The 16,695-nt window shown below is 64.2% G+C and carries 9 protein-coding genes; 6 read left to right on the top strand and 3 right to left on the bottom strand.

What is annotated here, in order from left to right; all coding sequences use genetic code 11:
- The first annotated feature begins 27 nt into the window (after positions 1–27).
- Positions 28–2,148 (top strand): hypothetical protein, encoded by a 2,121-nt coding sequence (locus OG494_RS03915; RefSeq protein WP_328452020.1) that lies wholly within the window; start codon positions 28–30, stop codon positions 2,146–2,148.
- A gap of 631 nt (positions 2,149–2,779) precedes the next feature.
- Here OG494_RS03915 and OG494_RS03910 read toward each other — a convergent pair.
- The gene (locus tag OG494_RS03910; RefSeq protein ID WP_328452018.1) at positions 2,780–3,538 is read right to left on the bottom strand and encodes a DUF3800 domain-containing protein; all 759 of its coding nucleotides are present in this window, start codon (positions 3,536–3,538) and stop codon (positions 2,780–2,782) included.
- A 245-nt stretch (positions 3,539–3,783) separates the two neighbouring features.
- On the opposite strand from OG494_RS03910, the gene OG494_RS03905 reads away from it, so the two are divergent.
- From OG494_RS03905 to OG494_RS03890, 4 genes are read left to right on the top strand one after another with little or no spacing between them, the layout of a single operon-like run.
- Complete coding sequence (locus OG494_RS03905; RefSeq protein ID WP_328452013.1) at positions 3,784–4,629, top strand: helix-turn-helix domain-containing protein; 846 nt, start codon at positions 3,784–3,786, stop codon at positions 4,627–4,629.
- Complete coding sequence (locus OG494_RS03900) at positions 4,626–6,461, top strand: hypothetical protein (RefSeq protein WP_328452011.1); 1,836 nt, start codon at positions 4,626–4,628, stop codon at positions 6,459–6,461. The genes OG494_RS03905 and OG494_RS03900 overlap by 4 nt, the downstream gene beginning before the upstream one ends.
- A 1-nt stretch (position 6,462) precedes the next feature.
- On the top strand, positions 6,463–8,151 hold the full coding sequence (gene dptG, locus OG494_RS03895; RefSeq protein ID WP_328452009.1) for a DNA phosphorothioation-dependent restriction protein DptG: 1,689 nt from the start codon (positions 6,463–6,465) through the stop codon (positions 8,149–8,151).
- A complete protein-coding gene (locus OG494_RS03890) occupies positions 8,144–13,282 on the top strand; it encodes an FtsK/SpoIIIE domain-containing protein (protein WP_328452007.1) in 5,139 nt (1,712 codons plus the stop codon). The genes dptG and OG494_RS03890 overlap by 8 nt, the downstream gene beginning before the upstream one ends.
- 322 nt (positions 13,283–13,604) lie before the next feature.
- On the opposite strand, the gene OG494_RS03885 is transcribed toward OG494_RS03890, so the two are convergent.
- Both OG494_RS03885 and OG494_RS03880 read right to left on the bottom strand, forming a co-directional pair.
- The gene (locus OG494_RS03885; protein ID WP_328452005.1) at positions 13,605–14,366 is read right to left on the bottom strand and encodes a hypothetical protein; all 762 of its coding nucleotides are present in this window, start codon (positions 14,364–14,366) and stop codon (positions 13,605–13,607) included.
- Positions 14,367–14,643: 277 nt separating this feature from the next.
- Positions 14,644–15,642 (bottom strand): HNH endonuclease, encoded by a 999-nt coding sequence (locus OG494_RS03880; protein WP_328452003.1) that lies wholly within the window; start codon positions 15,640–15,642, stop codon positions 14,644–14,646.
- Positions 15,643–15,697: 55 nt separating this feature from the next.
- Here OG494_RS03880 and OG494_RS03875 point away from each other — a divergent pair, with 55 nt between their 5' ends.
- Positions 15,698–16,630, top strand: coding sequence for a NaeI family type II restriction endonuclease (locus tag OG494_RS03875; protein ID WP_328452001.1), 933 nt, complete (start codon positions 15,698–15,700; stop codon positions 16,628–16,630).
- Positions 16,631–16,695 lie beyond the last annotated feature (65 nt).

Below are 16,695 nucleotides of genomic sequence, written 5' to 3'. Positions count from 1 at the left end.
ACGGTAACCGCGAACGAGAGGAACGCCATGAGCAGCGGTGCGGCGGTTGAGCTGGAGGGGGACCTCACGGCGCTGCTTTCGGCAAGCTCGGGAGGACCGCCTTCCGATGACGCTTTCGCCACGCTCGGTGGCTGGGAGCGGCTGGCTCGGGACGCCGCTGGTCTCGCCGACAGCCCGGTGCTTCCTCCGCTGGTCCACCTGGTCGCGCACGAGGCCGCGAACTCCGACGGCCGAACCGGCAGCTACCCGGAAGCCATGCGCCGCGTGTCGACCGCGGTCACCTCCACAATGAACCCGGCCATCCTCACCGACAGTCTGGAAACTCTGCTCACCAGCGGCCCCGCGCTGAAACAGATCGGCGCGGTTTTGGCCAAGGCTCTGGAAGGCGCTGTCCAGGAGTTCCTCGAATCGCCGGATCCGGACCGCCATGCCACCCTGCGAACGGCAGGCGCGCTGGAGGCCCGCACCCGGCTTGCACTGTGCGGGATCGGATCGCCATTCGCGTTGCTGGCTCTTCTGGAGCGCTTCGACGCGCCGATGCCCAAGCCGCTCGGCACCGCGGTCGTCCGCGCAGTCGGTGTCGCCGTCGACCACTGGCCGCACGCCGTGAGCCTCGCCGGCGTTGTACGCCTCGTCGCTGGGATCGATCCGCCGGCCAGCCGGCCGCGTCCAGGCGCCGATCCCGAGGACGTCGCTTCCGACGCCGCGTGGGTGCTGGCGGGAATCGAACTGGTCAGCGCCCTCCGCGCCGCGGACCTGCCGCTCATGCAGCGCAACCTCGAAGCGTCCGCGGGGTACTTGCAAGTTGCCTGGGACACATACGAGCGTGAAGACGCCAGCGTCCTCTTGACCGTGGTCGAAGTACTGTGTGCACTTCTCGACGATTCCTCGTCGAGGCCTGATGTGGATGTCCTGTCGACCTCTCGGCTGGAACCACACGCATTGGCCGACCTGGTTGAGCGGGTTCGCCGGATCAATGTGACGGCCATGGGCCTGAACCACTGGTACGGGGATCCGAAGCGAGCAGCACTACTGGCGTGGACTCAGTTGGCCGACGACCTGGGCAGGCTCAGGGAGGAGTTCAAACGGGACAGCTTCTACAAGGCCGAGGTCGTCGTCGACGACCTGCTCCAGATCTACCTGGGCTCGCGCTCCACCGCGGTGGTCTCCCACGAGGAGGACATCGACGGCCTGCTCAGGCTCGTCCAGCCGGTCATCGAATCGGGATTCGCAAGGACGGCGGGTCTGCTGAGCAACCTTGAAGATCACACCCACGCCTTGGAGCAGGAAGCCACGACCGCGACTGGTGACCGCGGTCGCGAGGTCGCCGAGAAGCTCGCCGCCGCGCAGGCGGTCCTTCAAGCGGCAAAGGCGCAAGCATTGGCCGGTGCAGGGCCGGGAAAAGGCGGTAGCGGCACGGCGACCGCGTCGCTGCCGCAGCCACTCAACCAGCTGGTCTTAGCCGGATCCGCGGCGGCGATCGAACTCGCCGAGAAACTGTCACCCGAGGCGCTCGCCGAACTGGCCAAGGTGGTCAGCGACGCCACCATCGGCAGGCACAGTCTCAACCTGGTCGAGGCGAAGGTGTATGCCAAGATCCAGACTTGCTTGGAGGCCAGCCCCGACTACAGCGGAGAGCCGAAGGATGCCGTCGACGATGTTCTCCGGCTGATCATCCAGTTTGTCAGCTCACGGACCAACGCCCAATCGGACCTGTACCCGTACCTGTTCGACCCGAAGGCCGTCGAAGCCCACATCCATAAGGATCTCCACAACTATTTGAAGTCCAGCCACCTCGGCGCGATCACCGACTTCGAGGTCCAGCATGTCGGCGGCGGCCGGATCGACCTGAGAATCAAGTTCAGTGGATTCAGCATCTGCATCGAGATGAAGGTCGATTCGATGAAGCAGCCCTTGAGTGACAAGCAGGCGTACCTCAAGCAGGCGGTCACATACCAGACCACGGACATCCGAATCGGATTCCTGGTCTCGCTGCGCCACAAGGCATTCGATCCCACCGGAGCGCCACCACACCTGAGCGCGCTCATCGGTCACACGGTGTTCGACGTGCCTGGCGACTCAGTCCCAAGGCACATCGTCACCGTAGGTGTTCCTGGCAGCCGAACCAAACCATCGGAGATGAAGTAGAGCGGGCTCTTTCACAGCCAGCGGAGCAAGTCAGGGCGTGTCCGGCCGCGGACCGCAGCGACGCAAAGTGGCAGCCCGCGTCACGCGACCAAGGTCGCGTCAGCGTTCTGGATCTCGCGAGAGTGTCGCTCACCTCGCCACGGACCCGCCGAGCGCCGCCGGACCGGCCGCCAGCGGCCCGAGCACCGCGAATCTAACCCAGCCGGTCGAGTTGCCTTTGCCCTGGAACACGGCCACCACGCCGAATGAGCCGGCTCCGGCCAGCCCCACCCCGGGGACGTCACGCGCCCACCCGGCGATCAGGATAAGCCCACGCCGGCGCGAACTGCGGAGAGCCGCGACGGCGCCGCGAACAGCGTCACCCCTGCGGCGAAGACCTGGCTAGTCCCAGCCACCACCGGCCGCCATCCCGAGAAGGATGGCGCACAGGACATCTCCCACCGCGCGTCTGAGCTGAGCACAGTTGCCAGGTCTTGCTGGCCGACTGGTGATGTCGGTTGTGGATCACATGCCACCTTGCTACGGCATCCTTGCCAAAACACGGAGAGAAGCTAGTGTGGAGGTGCGCGGACGGTCGACTGCTGACGGAAACCTCAGCACCCGTATTTACGGCATAGTCGGCTGACGCGCCTCACAGTCCACTCACCCACGGGTACAAGCTCATCGTCGACGGACTCCAAGGGTAGATCATCACCCCTGATGAGGTGATGGACTCAGTGTCACGACGGTAGAGCCGAGGAGACAGCTCCTGCAGGTAGCGCCGCTCCGTGTTGCCATAAGTGTCCGTGTTGAAGGCGGCGGCCGTAGCTGACGCGGCTGCGTCAGCTAGCTGGAGCTGTTCAAGCTGGGCCGGCTGGCTGATCGAGCCTCCCCGAGGGTCCAGATAACTCCAGTCGATCTTGCACGAGCTATCGCCGCGCAGCTCGGCCTCGTACTTACGCAAAGTCGCGATCTTGAACCGGGTGATGTGGGCGAGCGTGTAAGTCAGCACCTGACCTCGGTCACGGGCTAGCCAGGAGAGCCGCGTCAGCAGGTGACTCAGCGTGAAGAGGTAGCCGTCGTCGCCATCGAAAGGGCTGGGGGTCGGTAGGTGGCGCTTGCACACCACGACGCTCGACACGGTCAGCCAGTTCTGCGCGCCGAGGGTCCGGGCGAGGTGCAGCCGTTGCGGATGAGTCTTGAGGTTGCTCCAGTGCAGGGTGTCGCCGGGCCGCCGGCCCAGATCCACGCGGAGCTGCGCAAGCACGCTCGCCGACTCCTGCAAGCTGGTACCAGGAACTACTGCCGCGGTCATCACGAAATGGTCACTTGACCGGGGTGAACGCCCTCGCTGGCCGGACTCGTCGATGAAGGCGTGAAGCGGTGGGTCGGAGTTCGTCAAGGTCATCATGCTGGCTCTCTTCTCTGCGCTGCCGAGGTCACTGTCCGGGCGTAAGTCCGGGTCCGGACTCTTGCCCTGCCTGGGTGCACTGGCGTCTGCGCAGCCGGGCCGCTGTGGCGCGCCCCGGGTGGGAGCGGACCGCCTGAACTCAGGCTGCGCCGTCAGAACACCGGCACGCAACGTAAGCGGTTGCGTTTTGCGGCAAAACGCAAGTCCAGTGGACAGACATCTGTGGGTGCTGTTGGGTAGGCAACGTGACCTCGTCCACACCTGACTTCGGCAGCGTTCTGCGCGCACTGCGGGAGAAGAAGGGAATGACCCAGCAGCAGCTCGCGGACGCCGCCGGCACCAGCGTGTCGCATCTCTCGAGGCTGGAGACGACACCCAGGCAGATCAGCCGCCAGCTGCTGGCACGGCTTGGTCACGAACTAGGCGCCGAAGAGGAGTTGTCTGCTGCGGCGGGACGCCTGCCGGAGCACATCGAGAAGCTGCTGGCCACCTATGCCGCTGCTACGGCACCGGCCGTGTTCCGAAGCAAGGCTCTTCCTGCATTCCGTCGGCTCGAGGCCGAGAGCAAGGCAGCGAAGTTCCTCCAGACGTTCCCTGGCGTGGTCCGAAGCGGCCGCGTCGACCACGCTGCGCTCGGCCGCGCGCTTCACTTCCGGGTACAGCAGAGTTTCACTCCCGGCGATGATGTCGTTACTATCCGCAATGATTCGGTGACCGTATCTGACCCAGGGCAGCAGGATGATCCGGCTACCTTTCCGCGGGTGCGGTTCCTGTTCGCGCACGCCGCTGCGCACGTCCTGCTCGGGGAGCAAACCTGTGTCTTCCCCCGGGCCCCGGAGGGCGAAGAGTTGTGCAGCGACATAGCCTGCCATCTGTTGTGCCCTGAACCACTCCTCAGGCGGGCTCTTACTGCCGCCACGGCTGACCAGGGCCTAGGAGCCTCATTTCTCTGGCGCACCGATGCCGCCAACGTGGTTGCGACCGTGGCGGCCCGCTTGTCGATACCAGGCTGGGTGGCAGTCCGCCGTCTCGCCGACGAGGCCCTGCTGGATAGCGAGGCCATCCTCTACCCGGCAGGAGAACAAGCATGAACGGTCCAGCCCCGTTTGACCGCAGCCTGCCGAGCCCGCTCCGTGTGCTCACACAGCTGCGGGCGAATGCATCCGAGGCAGTGGTACGCGACCAGAAGCCGTCCACCGTGCAGCAGCTCATGGCCCCATCAGGGCCTCTCGAAGACGCCTTGTGGGACGCGCTGGGACGCGAGGACGCTCCCCGGCTCCTGATACTCACCGGCAGCGCCGGGAGCGGCAAGTCAGCCACCATGAATCATCTGCTTGAACGCGAGCAGGCAACGCGAGAAGGCCGCATCGGCCTACACCTTGCCGACGCTACCCACTCCGACTCACCCGACCAGGAGCAAGCCGAACGGCTCGCACACTTTCTGTCCGACTTCTCCGACAGCGCGGGAGGCATCACCGCATCAGAGCCGTGCCGCCTGATTGCCATGAACATCGGGATGGCGCTGCGTTTCTTCCACGACTTGGCCAAACAAGGTTCCGCGCTGCGATTCACTGGCCTCGAAGCGGTCCTCCACCGACGCCTCAACCTGCCTGGCCGGGCAGCCGAGCCTCCCGCCTGGCTCGATGCAGCAGTGCTGGTCGTCAACCTCGATCACCGGCCCACCGCGGGCCGGCGCGGCGATCTATTTGACCTCCTCCTGCAGCGCCTGGATCCTGATCTGCCCGAGGGAGTCTTTGAGGGTGCTGCCAGATGCGGCACCTGCACCGTGCGCGAATGGTGCTGGCCAATGGCCAACGCTACCGCCATCTCATCAGACCACGGCCGCGCCGCCCTAAACACCGCAGCAGGGGACATCGCTCTGGCCAGGGGACGGCACCTCCACCCCCGTGCCCTCTGGGACGCAGCAGCAGAGCTCGCCCTGTCCGGCTTGGAATCACAGCCTGCAGCTCACACAGATGGCGATCCTTGCTTCAGGATCGCCGAGCTCGCAGCCGAGGGAGCCGAATCGCAACTGCTGAACGGCATCGGCTGCAACAACGCGCTGGAACAGGCACGTGCGGGAACTCTCGTCGCGGAGCTAGCTGCACGCGATCCCAGCTACGCCCCGACTAAAGCAGCACACGAGTTCATTACCGATACCGGCCTCGCTCCAGAGGAAGACCAGCGCCGACTGACGACGTGGCTGGCAGGAAGAACCGGCCCGCATCCCGCCGTGACTCACGCGGCAAGGATCCTCGCCCGGGGACGGTCGTTTGCGCCCGGCGGTGCCGCCCCGGGCCGCATCATTGCGCGCGCGGCATGGTTTGCAGGCGAGCTGACCACCAGTAGCACCCTGCCCCCTGAATTCGAGCAAGCTCTGCTCGCTATCGGTCACGGCGCCAGCAGCGACGAACCCGGCGACTATGACGCCGCGCTATATGACGCGCTCCAGATCATCGAAGAGGGGCTTGCCGAGGTCTTCGGCGTGACAAGCAGCCTCGAACGTTACTTCCCGACGTCGTCGCCCCCGCCTGGCGTGAGCGCGGACCTGCTTGTCGAAGCCAAGCTTCAGGACCGAGGGTGGCTCAGTTTCCACCCCGATCTGGCGCTGGCCCGCAACCCGCGCGGATCTATGCTCGTCAGATACCGGCCTCTTGTCCTCCCGTTGATGGTCGACGATCGTAGTATCGCCGTTGACGTGCCACTGTGGCGCCTGCTCGTCGAGGCCGCCGCCGGCACAATTCCATCCAGCATCGAACTAGAGCGCTTCCTTGCCCTCCGTCAAGCAGTCCGCGCCATCGGCATCAAAGCGGCCGCAGAACCAGGGCATCCCCTACTTGTCCGCGACCTGGAAGGCTCGGGACGCCGCTTCCGCATCGTCCCCCGCCCCGGACGAGTTCTGCGCGTGACGGAGGTCTCCTGAAATGAGTCACAGTAACGTTACGGCTGCCCTCGCCTCAATCTCCAGCAATACTGGTATTCCAGTGTCTCTCGTCGATGACACGCTCGTCGTCGCCGGCCGACAAGTTGACCTACCAACCAAACTGACAGGAGAGCAACAAGAGCTCTTCGGCCTCGACGGTCTCCTGCCCACCGTCCCGCGCGCGGATGATCGCGACAAACTCCTCTGGAGGGTCATCGCCGAAGCCAGACCGCGTGACGAACCCACGGCCTCGTTGCTGAGCGATCGCGCCCTCGAAACAGGGATCCAGGCCAAGCTGAACCTCCAGCCCGAAGCAGCCCGTACGGTCGCAGCCGCAATGAAGAGCCGGTTCTTCAGCAGCAATAAAAAGCTCAACGTGCTGCTGCCGGTGCATGCGGCATTGCCGCTCAACTATGCTCATTATGGCGCAACTGGGAAGGCCAGCAGGTACCGCATGTTCAATGGCGGCATCCTCCCTTTCCTTCTTTGGAACTCCCGTACCAATGAAGCCGACAGCGTGCTATTAAGCCGACTACTGGAAATAACCGCAGACAATGACGCGTTGACAGAGCTCGATCGAAAATTCCTTGAAATAGCACTAGAACAGGCACCTGATCCTCAGGCCGCGCCGGACGGTCCTGCCCTCATCAGCAGGTACCGCGAGAGCCTCACTCGCCAGATGACTAGTGCAGGCGGAGCGTTCTGTCAGCCAAGCCTCGACCTGTTCCGCCGCGACCTCGAGACGGTACTACAGACACCGCTGCCTCAGCCCGACATGATCGAATGGGTCACCCTGCTGCTGAGCCTTCACCTGACCGTCCGGCTTTACCGCATTGCCGTGGTCAAAGGCAGCGAACTAGATCTCGCCGTAGCAGCAGCTGCCGCTAGCCAGCTAGCCCTGCCACCGGATGTGACACAATGCGCCTGCGCGGCTGGCCAGCAGCCCGAAGAATGCCTGAAGAAGTGTTCACTGGCCGGGATGCTGAAGTTCCGCACCGGCAGCGGACACTTCCGCTCAGTCAGCGATCGGGATGGCTGCCGATCGTCCTACGTCGAGGTCGATCAGCGGCGGCTACTGGACATGCCTGCCACTCTCGTGACCGCAACACTCGCTTGCAGGGCCTGGGCGGCTCTGGGGGGCGGCACAGCAGCCGAGCACAGGGACCTCAAGGCACTGTCCGAGGCCCTGACACGCGACGAAGAACTCAGGCAGACCCATGGTGCCGCATGCTCCGCAATTGCTGTCCTGCATCGCAATGCCTGGCGTAAAGGGCACGCGACTCCGGACGAGCTGCATGAGGCAGCAGCGACGAACGCCAGTCGGCCGGGCCTCCATGCGCTGCGGGAAGAAGTACGCCGTAGCCGTAGCCGGGACCTCCGGCATCAGAGCCGAGACATCGTCAATCAGCTTATGCTGGATGTGAACTTGGCAGGTCCAGGGGCCCTCATTACCCGGAACGGGACTCGTGGCTTCTACGAGATTGACGAGCAGCTGCTGCTCCTGCTGGTCCGCCTGATCTGCCGGGACCGCCAGCTGCCCTACGAGTCGTTCCTTGAAGAGCTGCTGGTCTACGGGCTGGCTCCCCAAGATCAACGCGAGCAGGGAACCCTCGCTGACACGCTTGAGCGGCTTGGACTGCTCGTACGCTACTCCGACGCAGGGGAGGCAGCTTTTGTCCACTATGCCTGAACCGACCAGGTTCGTCGCGAATCTCGTCGCATCTGCGCTGATCGCCGAAGCACAGAAATCAGCTGGACATCGGCGGCTCTACCTGTCCGGCTTGCTCGGGTTGTCGTCGGCCGACGTTTTCGCTGCCCTGGAGCCGCATCTCGGCAGTAACCCTGTTGCCACGATCTCCAGCGGCGCAGCACACGTCGATTTGCAAGGCATCCCCCTGTCAAACGGCGCGCCGGAAGCCATCCTTGTGCCCTACCTGGTTACCCCAGGCGGATCCTATCCAGGAACCAACCGCGGCACAGCCGGATTCGCAGCCCTGCTACGTGACGAGTTACCGACCGGACCTGCCCCGCGGGTCCTGCTCATCTTGGATGAACATCCCGTTGAAACCGTGCGGACTGCAGCCGAGGATGCCGCCGAGCTGCCCAGCTTGCAGTGGAGCGCCCTGGCCAGGGCGGCCATCACGGGCGCAGCAGAACCAGTGCAGAAGGTCCTGTCCGCTGTCCTCGACGACGACAAACGGAACAGGCGGCTGCCTCACAGCGCCGCCATCATCGCCACACTACGCAAACTTGCAAGCAGCAACGACGCCGACCAGGCTGGCGCCGGGTTGCACACCCTCGGCATCTACCTGGCGGACCCCCAAGCCGGCGGCGACGCGAAACGGCTTGCATCGAACGCGCGCATGCGCCAGCAACTAGAGGAATGGTCTGGCCCTGGCCAGGACTTTGCCGCGCGTCTGCGCCGGAAATTTTCATCGCATCAGGGCGTTCAGAAGGTACTCGCAGCCCGCACCCCCTTTGGGCTGGACTACAGCCAGTTCATCTTCGATGACCTCAGGACCACAGGTCCGCGAACCAGGGTTCGCCCTGCACAGCTGTCTACCCCCCTACGAACCCGGGGTGCATTGTCCCTATCGGCACCGGGACGCGCCTTCGTCTGGAACGTCCAAGGTGGATCATTCACGATCGCGCTCGCAGCAGCCGCTGAAGAGCCGGCGACCGCGACCATACGATGGTCGGACACCACAGCTCAGCCAGTTGTGCAGCAGATCGCACCTGGCGATCGTGACATCACCATCACAGCTTCCGGCCAGGGGTGGCGTTTTGCCCAACTTGAACTCTCGACAGGAGCAGCCGCAGACCTGGCCGTCTTCTCAAGCCCAGGCCCCTGGGCACCGTTCGAATCCAACCTCGACATCGACGTCGACGGCGCAGCTTTCCGCGCTCCCACCGAACCACAGCTACTGGCCCTGGGGCCTGCTGGCCAGGTGCTCGGCCAGCCTCAACTCCGAGAGCCCGCCGAGGCGTCGCCGGACGGCGAGTCGCACGAATACACCGTCGAGCTCGGAGTCCAAACCCAGCCCATCCCGCTGCTGATCAGCGGAACATCCGCCGGCGACACAGGCGCCGAGTCCCCCGGCAGCGACGATGACGAAGACGCGCCTGGATCGGGAACCTCCGACGACAGCACTGACAGCAATTTGGGAGGCGAAGACGGCACGGGCGAGGAGACCGACGAAGGCGCGGGAGACCTCAGCGATCCGGCGGCCCCGGCTCCCCACGTTGCGTCAGTCGCCCATGCCCTGCTCCGCGACGGCAAGGCCGGCGAACCAGGACAGCCTACGTTCTTCGTCGACTCCGACCGGCAAGGGATCATCTTCACTCCCAGCAAGTACTTGCTGTCCAGCCAGCAGCTCTCGCCAGGGACTAACGGCTTTGATCTGGAGAAGATGATCCTGCAATCGCCAACCAAAACGGCATTCGTCCTGGCAGCAGCAGATGACGAGCGGACCATTGAGCCTCATAGCTACCTGGACAGGCTGCAGGTCGGTGACAGCCTATCCACCCACTGGGCCGCGTTCATGAATTCGCGAAAGATCTTCTTCGAATCTCTGTTCTCCCACGGCTCCGTCCACGCCCTGACGACTGGAACCGCCGCTTCAGAAGCCAGGGACTACGTCGCTGCCTACGACAGACTCCTGGGCAATATGCTCGCCAATGATCGTTTTCAGGCTGAATTCGAAAGAATCATCATGTGTGATGCGATCGAAGACCCCAGCTCGGGTGAGCTATTCATTGCGCCAACCAATCCGGTCACCGTCCAGTACGTCCTCAACCTCATGGACAAAGTTGCCACGTGGCTGCCAGAAGCAGGGGATCTTCTGGATCGCGATGTAGCAAGCCTGTCACCCCGTCATCTCATGCCGTGTTTTTCGATGAGAAATACCTGGTACGAAAGTGGAGGCAGCGTCCCCTTCCTTTGGCGGCGATACCGGCCACAGTCACAGGCCAACCCTGGCGAGCATCGCCCGGGCTATATTGCGCGCCGGATTGAGCACTTCCTCAACGTGAATCAGGTATACCGCAATAAACAGCAGATCCTATCGCTGGCGTTCCATGAACCCGGAGACGGCAAAGCCATCCTCGACGCCCTGCGCATTGTTCTCAAACCCACTACCGGAGCATCGGGCGGCCGAGTATTACCCCGCCTTGACGTCACAATCATCAGCTCCAGCCAAACACCCACAAGGCTGGAAGCAGTCATCCGGAAAACCGAGCCCAGCACTCCCGGTACGGCCGCGGTCGACCGCGCGTTACGCGACCGCGTTACTGTCCGGCATGCAGCTCCCGGCATGCAGCTCCCTGAGTTCGCCCACCTTACCTTTGTTTTCCAATCCTCTCTCAATCGTGAACCTGCCGTCGTCGACCTCAATAGCCGTGCCAGCACCCTCTTCGTCGACGGGCTGGCTGCAGCACCCGGACGGCACACCGAACCGGGCCGCAACGAAACCACGTTCTCCTGGGGAGCCTTCAGCGGCACTCGCCAGGACGGACCGCTCACTGCGCTTATCCGCAAGACGCTCGAACTGGTCGGCGGCATGCCACGCGAACCACTTTCCCCTGGTCGCACCCGCATGCCGTCTACCCGCATCGCAAGCGGCTTCCTTCGCGACCTCTACGACAACAGCGCGTGGGTTGTGCATCTAGACAAGCTGCTTGGCCTCGAAGCGTTCGTGCCTGACGCGCGAGGCGAGCGAACGCACTACCTGGTGGACTACGAAGACCGCGCCGATCCAGCTCAGCCCGGCTTGGACGCAATCACCGCCACCACCCGAGTCGGCCCCTACCGGCAGGCGCTGCGCCGCGCTCTCGTCGAACTTGGCACTCCAGCTGACGCCGCGCTCGACCGGTTCCTCCGCCTGTTCAACGGTGTCAGCGGCCGGTGGGCACTAGGCCTCGTCGGCGACAGCCCGACGAAACTGCACGAACGCATCGGCCTGGCCGTCGCCATCGCCAGCGTCCACGACCTCGACCACGGCATGCACGACAGCGACACAGTCGCCGTGATCGTGCCACTTGACGAGGTAATCGATGCCCTGCCACACGCCGCCCGGCCGCCACGCCACGAACGGTTCTGTGACGACCTGCTCTATCTGCAGGTACCGCTGGGCTCGCCCAGCCCATCCCTGCGAGGCCGGCTGCTCGAGGTGAAATACCGGAGCTCACCCGACCCCTCAGCAGCAGACGTCGCCCGCAAGCAGCTCGAGCAGGCACACCGATGGCTGCTAGACACCTTCAATGCCGAAGGGCCAGGACGGATCTTCCGGTCCCGCGATCTCTCTGAACTGATCCGGGGATCAGTAGTCCGTGCCGAAGCCTTCAAGCTGCTCGGACCACAGCTCAACCGCCAGGCATTCGAGACCGCACTCAACGCCGTCTCCGACGGAGACTTCGACCTCCGGCTCGACTTCCAAGCAGGGGGCAAAACCCTGCACGGCGACTTCATCAGCATCGAAGCCGACAGTTCCGCGCACGCCCATCGCCAGGCACTAGGCGGACCCGGCCTAGCCCTCGGACACGTCCGGCTAGGCCGCCCCGCCCTGCAATCGCTGGCCAGAGGGAAGAACCTTGCCCGGCCCACCGGATTCCCCGACATCACCTTTCCCGAAGCGCATGAGCCGCCCTCAGATACAGGCACCCAACCGGCTCCACCGCCACAGCCGGAGCCGGTCCACAGCGAGCCTTCACAGCCGACCGCCCAGCCCGAGCCCACACCTCCGGCACCGCCGAAACAACCCGGCGAGCTAGCCAGCACAGCCAGCAAGCTGGATGCCGCCTTCGCCAAGTACGGCCTGACCGTCGAACCCTTCAGCCCGGAGAATGCGCTGGCTGGCCCCACGGTCATCCGCTACCGGACACGGACGCTAGGAAAGCTCTCGATCACGGAAGTCGAGCGGCGTGCGCGCGATATCAGCCGCGAGATCGCCGCCCCAGGCAGCATCCAGATCGGCGATGAGCCCGGCTTTGTGACCGTCGACGTGCCACGTGCCGAACCGGAAACCCTCATGCTCGCCACGGTGCTCCCGGCACTCGACAACCACCCTAGTCGTCCCGGAGCGCTCGACTTCGTCGCCGGCGTCGCTCCTAGCGGGCAAATCACCATCGCTGATCTTTCCCGGCTGCCCCACCTCCTGGTAGCGGGGGCAACGGGTTCGGGTAAGAGCGTGTTCCTGCGCGGCCTGCTCGTCGAGCTGCTGCGCAAACGCACACCTGACCAGCTGCATCTGACAATCGTTGATCCCAAGCGCCTGGACTTCGCCCCCTTTGCCTCCTCACCGCACCTCCTCGGGAACCCGATCATCAGCGATCCCGACGAAGCTCTTAGTGTGCTGCGCAACACGCTGGAGACCGAGCTAGCCCAACGGCAGCCCATCCTTGAAGCTGCCGGAGTCAGCTCGGCGAGCGAGTTCTACGAATCCGGCGGCACACTGAAGGACCTGCCGCAGCTCGTCATCATCGTTGACGAGTTCGCCGACCTCGTGCTCGCCGGCAGCGATCGCAAGGCCTTCAGCGAGCTGATCCAGCGCTACGCTCAGCTCACCCGGGCCTACGGCATCTTCCTCGTCCTCGCTACACAGCGGCCGAGCGTCGACGTCGTCACCGGCAGTATCAAAGCTAACCTCAGCGCGCGCATCGCCTTCTCGCTGCCCAGCGTCCGTGACTCGATGACGATCCTTGACCGCGGTGGAGCCGAGGACCTCCTGGGTAACGGCGACCTGCTGTTCTACCGGAACGGGCGGGTTGAACGCTTGCAGGCGCCATTGGCGACTCTCGCAGACGTGCGAAGGGAGATCATCTAGCTCGCAACCTCAGAGGGCGTAGTTAGCCGTCACGTCCAGGCGGGCCCAGGCCGACGCAAGTACGAGGCAAACTCCGGCACGCACTCGCAGCCGGCGGACCAGCAGCGGGAAGACCTCGTTGCCACCAGTTCGACCGAGTCGGTTGGGACTCCCGAGCCGCTCGCAACGCCGCTGAGCCGCGGCGAGAACGCTGGTGACCTCGGAGAAGTCGCTACCACTGCAGCACGGCGCCCACGCGCACGAGACGACGGCCGAGAGCAGCACGCCCGTGGCGCGGCTTGGAGCCGCGCCACGGGGCGTGTCGGCCGCGCGCCAGATCGCGCTAGCTCGAACCGTTCAGCATGCGGCGCAGTGACCGCTCAACCTCGTCGATCGCCGCCTGGCTGGGAAAGTGGAACTCGCCGAAGCGCTCCGCACCTTCCATCGTCAGCTCTGCGAAGCCGAACTGATTGCCGGGAAAGAGATCCTCGACAGCCTTCTTCCTGCCCTTCTGCCGCTGTTCCGCGCGCTTCTGGTCAGCGACCTTGAACCTGGGGTTGATCACGAACACGCTCAAGATGTTCCGGCCGAGCCAACCGTCAGCGCGGAAGTTGGCATCGGCCAGAGGGTGCACCTTGACATTCAGCCCCTTCTCTCGCAGAGCCACGGCGGTGTACATCTCGCGCATGAACCCGTAGTAAGCGTTGCCGATTCTCCAATCCAGCGATGCCTTCGCCAGGAACTGTGCCTTGTTCTCGGGATCTGCCGCTTTCGGAAACCGCGTCTTGATCTTCTCCAGCTCCTCCCTGAAGATCCGGTCCTGAAGCGCCGCACGGTCAGCCCGGAACATCTCCAGGCGTCTGTCTGTCTCGACGAACTGGTCGAACTCGCTCCACAGCGGCGGCTGCCCCTTCGCTTCGAGCATCAGGTGGAACAGGTGGACAAACGCAAAATCCGGCTCCCAGTTGCTCGCCAAATCAATATGCCTGATTTCCTCTTTGCTTATTTCCCCCAGCGGGTGAGTGTGTCTCGCCTTGATATCGTCGAACGTCCCCAGCGTGCAGTCATAGATTGCTTTCGTGACATGGTCACGCATCGTCGACACGACCCCATGCTCGATCCGCTTTCGGTTTCCCTCCCACGCGTTATACGTAGCCTTTGCCCGGTCGGTCACCAGGAACGTGCCACGTACCTCGTCTGCGCTGGTCTCCACCGCTACCGCCCCTCGCCGTCGCGAATGCAGTCGCCTGGCAAGGTAGCGCGCCCCACCAACAAAAACATGCGATTTGCGGCTACCAGCCGACACCTCAGCCCCCTTCGCGCAGGTCAAGAGCCCAGCCAACTCGAGCGCCTCGATGCGGGTTACCGTGCGCAACTAGTGGCTACGCTGACGAGGTGGGCTGCTGCTCCACAAGAGTGCGCAGCTGAGCGGGTGTCAGCCACTGAGCGCCGCGGTGGATCATGCGGTGACAGTTGGCGCAGAGCACCACGAGATCATCGAGCCGGGTCTTGGTCGGACCGGTGACGTGCAATGGGACCACATGGTGGACCTCCGCGTAACGGGCACCGCGCTCGCCGTAGGTCCGCTCGAAGTCGAACCCGCAGACCTCGCAGGCCAGGCACCCGCGGGCAGCCAGCACCTGGTCGAGCTTCTCCGCTCGCAGTTTCGAGTTCCGTTCCCGCCGCAGGTGCAGCAAGACCAGTACCCGGCCTTCGACGATTGCTTCCTCGTCGTCGAGATCAGAGACGGCGGGTAGCGTGATCAGCGTTCCGGAGGTGATGCCGGCGCGGATCGCGTCGGCCTGGGCGTGCATCTCGACCGGGCGGTCGAGGAACGCCCGCAGGATCTCCTTGTCAAGCTTGCCACCTCGCGTCGGTTTCCCCCGGTAGTCGGGGTGCTGGGTAGCGATATCCGCAGTCTTGCGCTGCACGCTGTTGGGGTTGCGGAAGGTCGTCCCGCGGGACTGCGGGGGGTGCAGCGGGAGGAGCTGGAGCAGCTGGGAGACCTCGATGACTTGAGGCTCGTGGGCACGCAGCATGTTCCAGCCGTTAGCGGCAACCAAATCGCAGACCAGCACGAGTTCGGACTCAAGCCAACCAGGGCTGCGGACGGCACGGACCTCGAACCCGCGATCGTGCAGCAGCTTCACCACGGTCTCCAGCCCGCCGGAGAAGTCACCCGCCGTGAGCACATCCTTGCCGGCCAGATAGCCATGGGCGACACCAACGATCGCCTTCGAGTCGTACTCCCGTCCCTCATGTACCAGCATATATGCGCGGGCCGGGCCGAACCCGCGGTCCTGGAGGACCGTGCCGGGGTTACGGTCGTGCTCGGCGATCGCCTGCAGGATGGCGTCGCGGGTGATGTCGCTGATGCTCACACCCTGCGACGGTAATCCGAACACCCGGCTGGTCCAAGCCTGCTACAAAGACACGGTGACCAAGACCCCGTTGCCAGGCCCGGGCGACTCGTGCCAGCCCGATCCCCGCAAAGGTGGGCTGCCGCCGGAACACATGATCCTCGCACCCGAGCACGACGAGGATCTTCAGCAGGTCTACGGGTGGCTGAAGCTGCAGCCAATCATCAGCCTCCTGCGCGGCGCGGTCGACGACGCCGTCCGCTACGTCCTGGATGGCGCTCGTACCTGGCGGTTCGACCTGATGAGCGACGAAGTCGACTCCGATGAACGGTCGTCGGTGGGCACCAAACTGCAGTACCACGTCATCGAGTCCCTGGGGCTGCGGAAAGAGCCACCCCTGGACACGACGATCATGGACGTTCCAGTCGAAATCAAGGGGACTGTCAGGTCGACCTGGATGATCCCCCGCGAGGGGCAGTGCGAAGTCACGCTGATGATCCAGATTGACGCCCGCCAGCATCGGTTCCGCGCGGTTCTGATGCGGACCCACCGGGCGTGGCTTACCGGGCAGCATGGGAACCGGGATCTGAAGCGCTCGCCACGAGCCGACGCCGTCAGCAACTACGCACTCGAAGTCGCGCCATGGACTGACCTGCCTACTGAGCCGCTGCGCAAGCTGACTCCAGACCAGCTGCGAGTGGTATTCAATCACGGGGACGGGCTGCGTAAACGAATAACCGCGTTGTTCGGATACCTGCCCGAGCAAGTGATTCCCCGGACAACCATCACCACCGTCGGAGCCGGCTTAGGCGATCCACTGAAGCGAGCACGCGAAGCCAAACCCTACGTGCTGACAGAGCATTATCTGGTCGTATTGGTCGGGACATGGGAGTCAGAATTTAACATCGCCGCCAAGCTTGGACATGACCTCAACAACGAAGCATGGGTCGCGGTACCGGTGGCCAAGCTCGCTGGGCTGAACCTCTCCTCATACGACTTAAAGTACTAATACTGCAACGGCAGTTAGGTGAGTGGGTAGCCGCGCGTTTGTAGTGGCTGAGGCGGGCTTGGTGT

This window comes from Amycolatopsis sp. NBC_00438 (genome assembly GCF_036026695.1).
Taxonomy (GTDB): Bacteria; Actinomycetota; Actinomycetes; order Mycobacteriales; family Pseudonocardiaceae; genus Amycolatopsis.
Note: the sequence above shows the minus strand (reverse complement) of the source record. Positions and strands in the feature narration are given on the sequence as shown.

Excerpts from the sequence above, each read along its gene's own strand:
- OG494_RS03915 (WP_328452020.1), top strand. The coding sequence starts at position 28 with ATGAGCAGCGGTGCGGCGGTTGAGCTGGAGGGGGACCTCACGGCGCTG.
- OG494_RS03910 (WP_328452018.1), bottom strand. The coding sequence starts at position 3,538 with ATGATGACCTTGACGAACTCCGACCCACCGCTTCACGCCTTCATCGAC.
- OG494_RS03900 (WP_328452011.1), top strand. The coding sequence starts at position 4,626 with ATGAACGGTCCAGCCCCGTTTGACCGCAGCCTGCCGAGCCCGCTCCGT.
- dptG (WP_328452009.1), top strand. The coding sequence starts at position 6,463 with ATGAGTCACAGTAACGTTACGGCTGCCCTCGCCTCAATCTCCAGCAAT.
- OG494_RS03890 (WP_328452007.1), top strand. The coding sequence starts at position 8,144 with ATGCCTGAACCGACCAGGTTCGTCGCGAATCTCGTCGCATCTGCGCTG.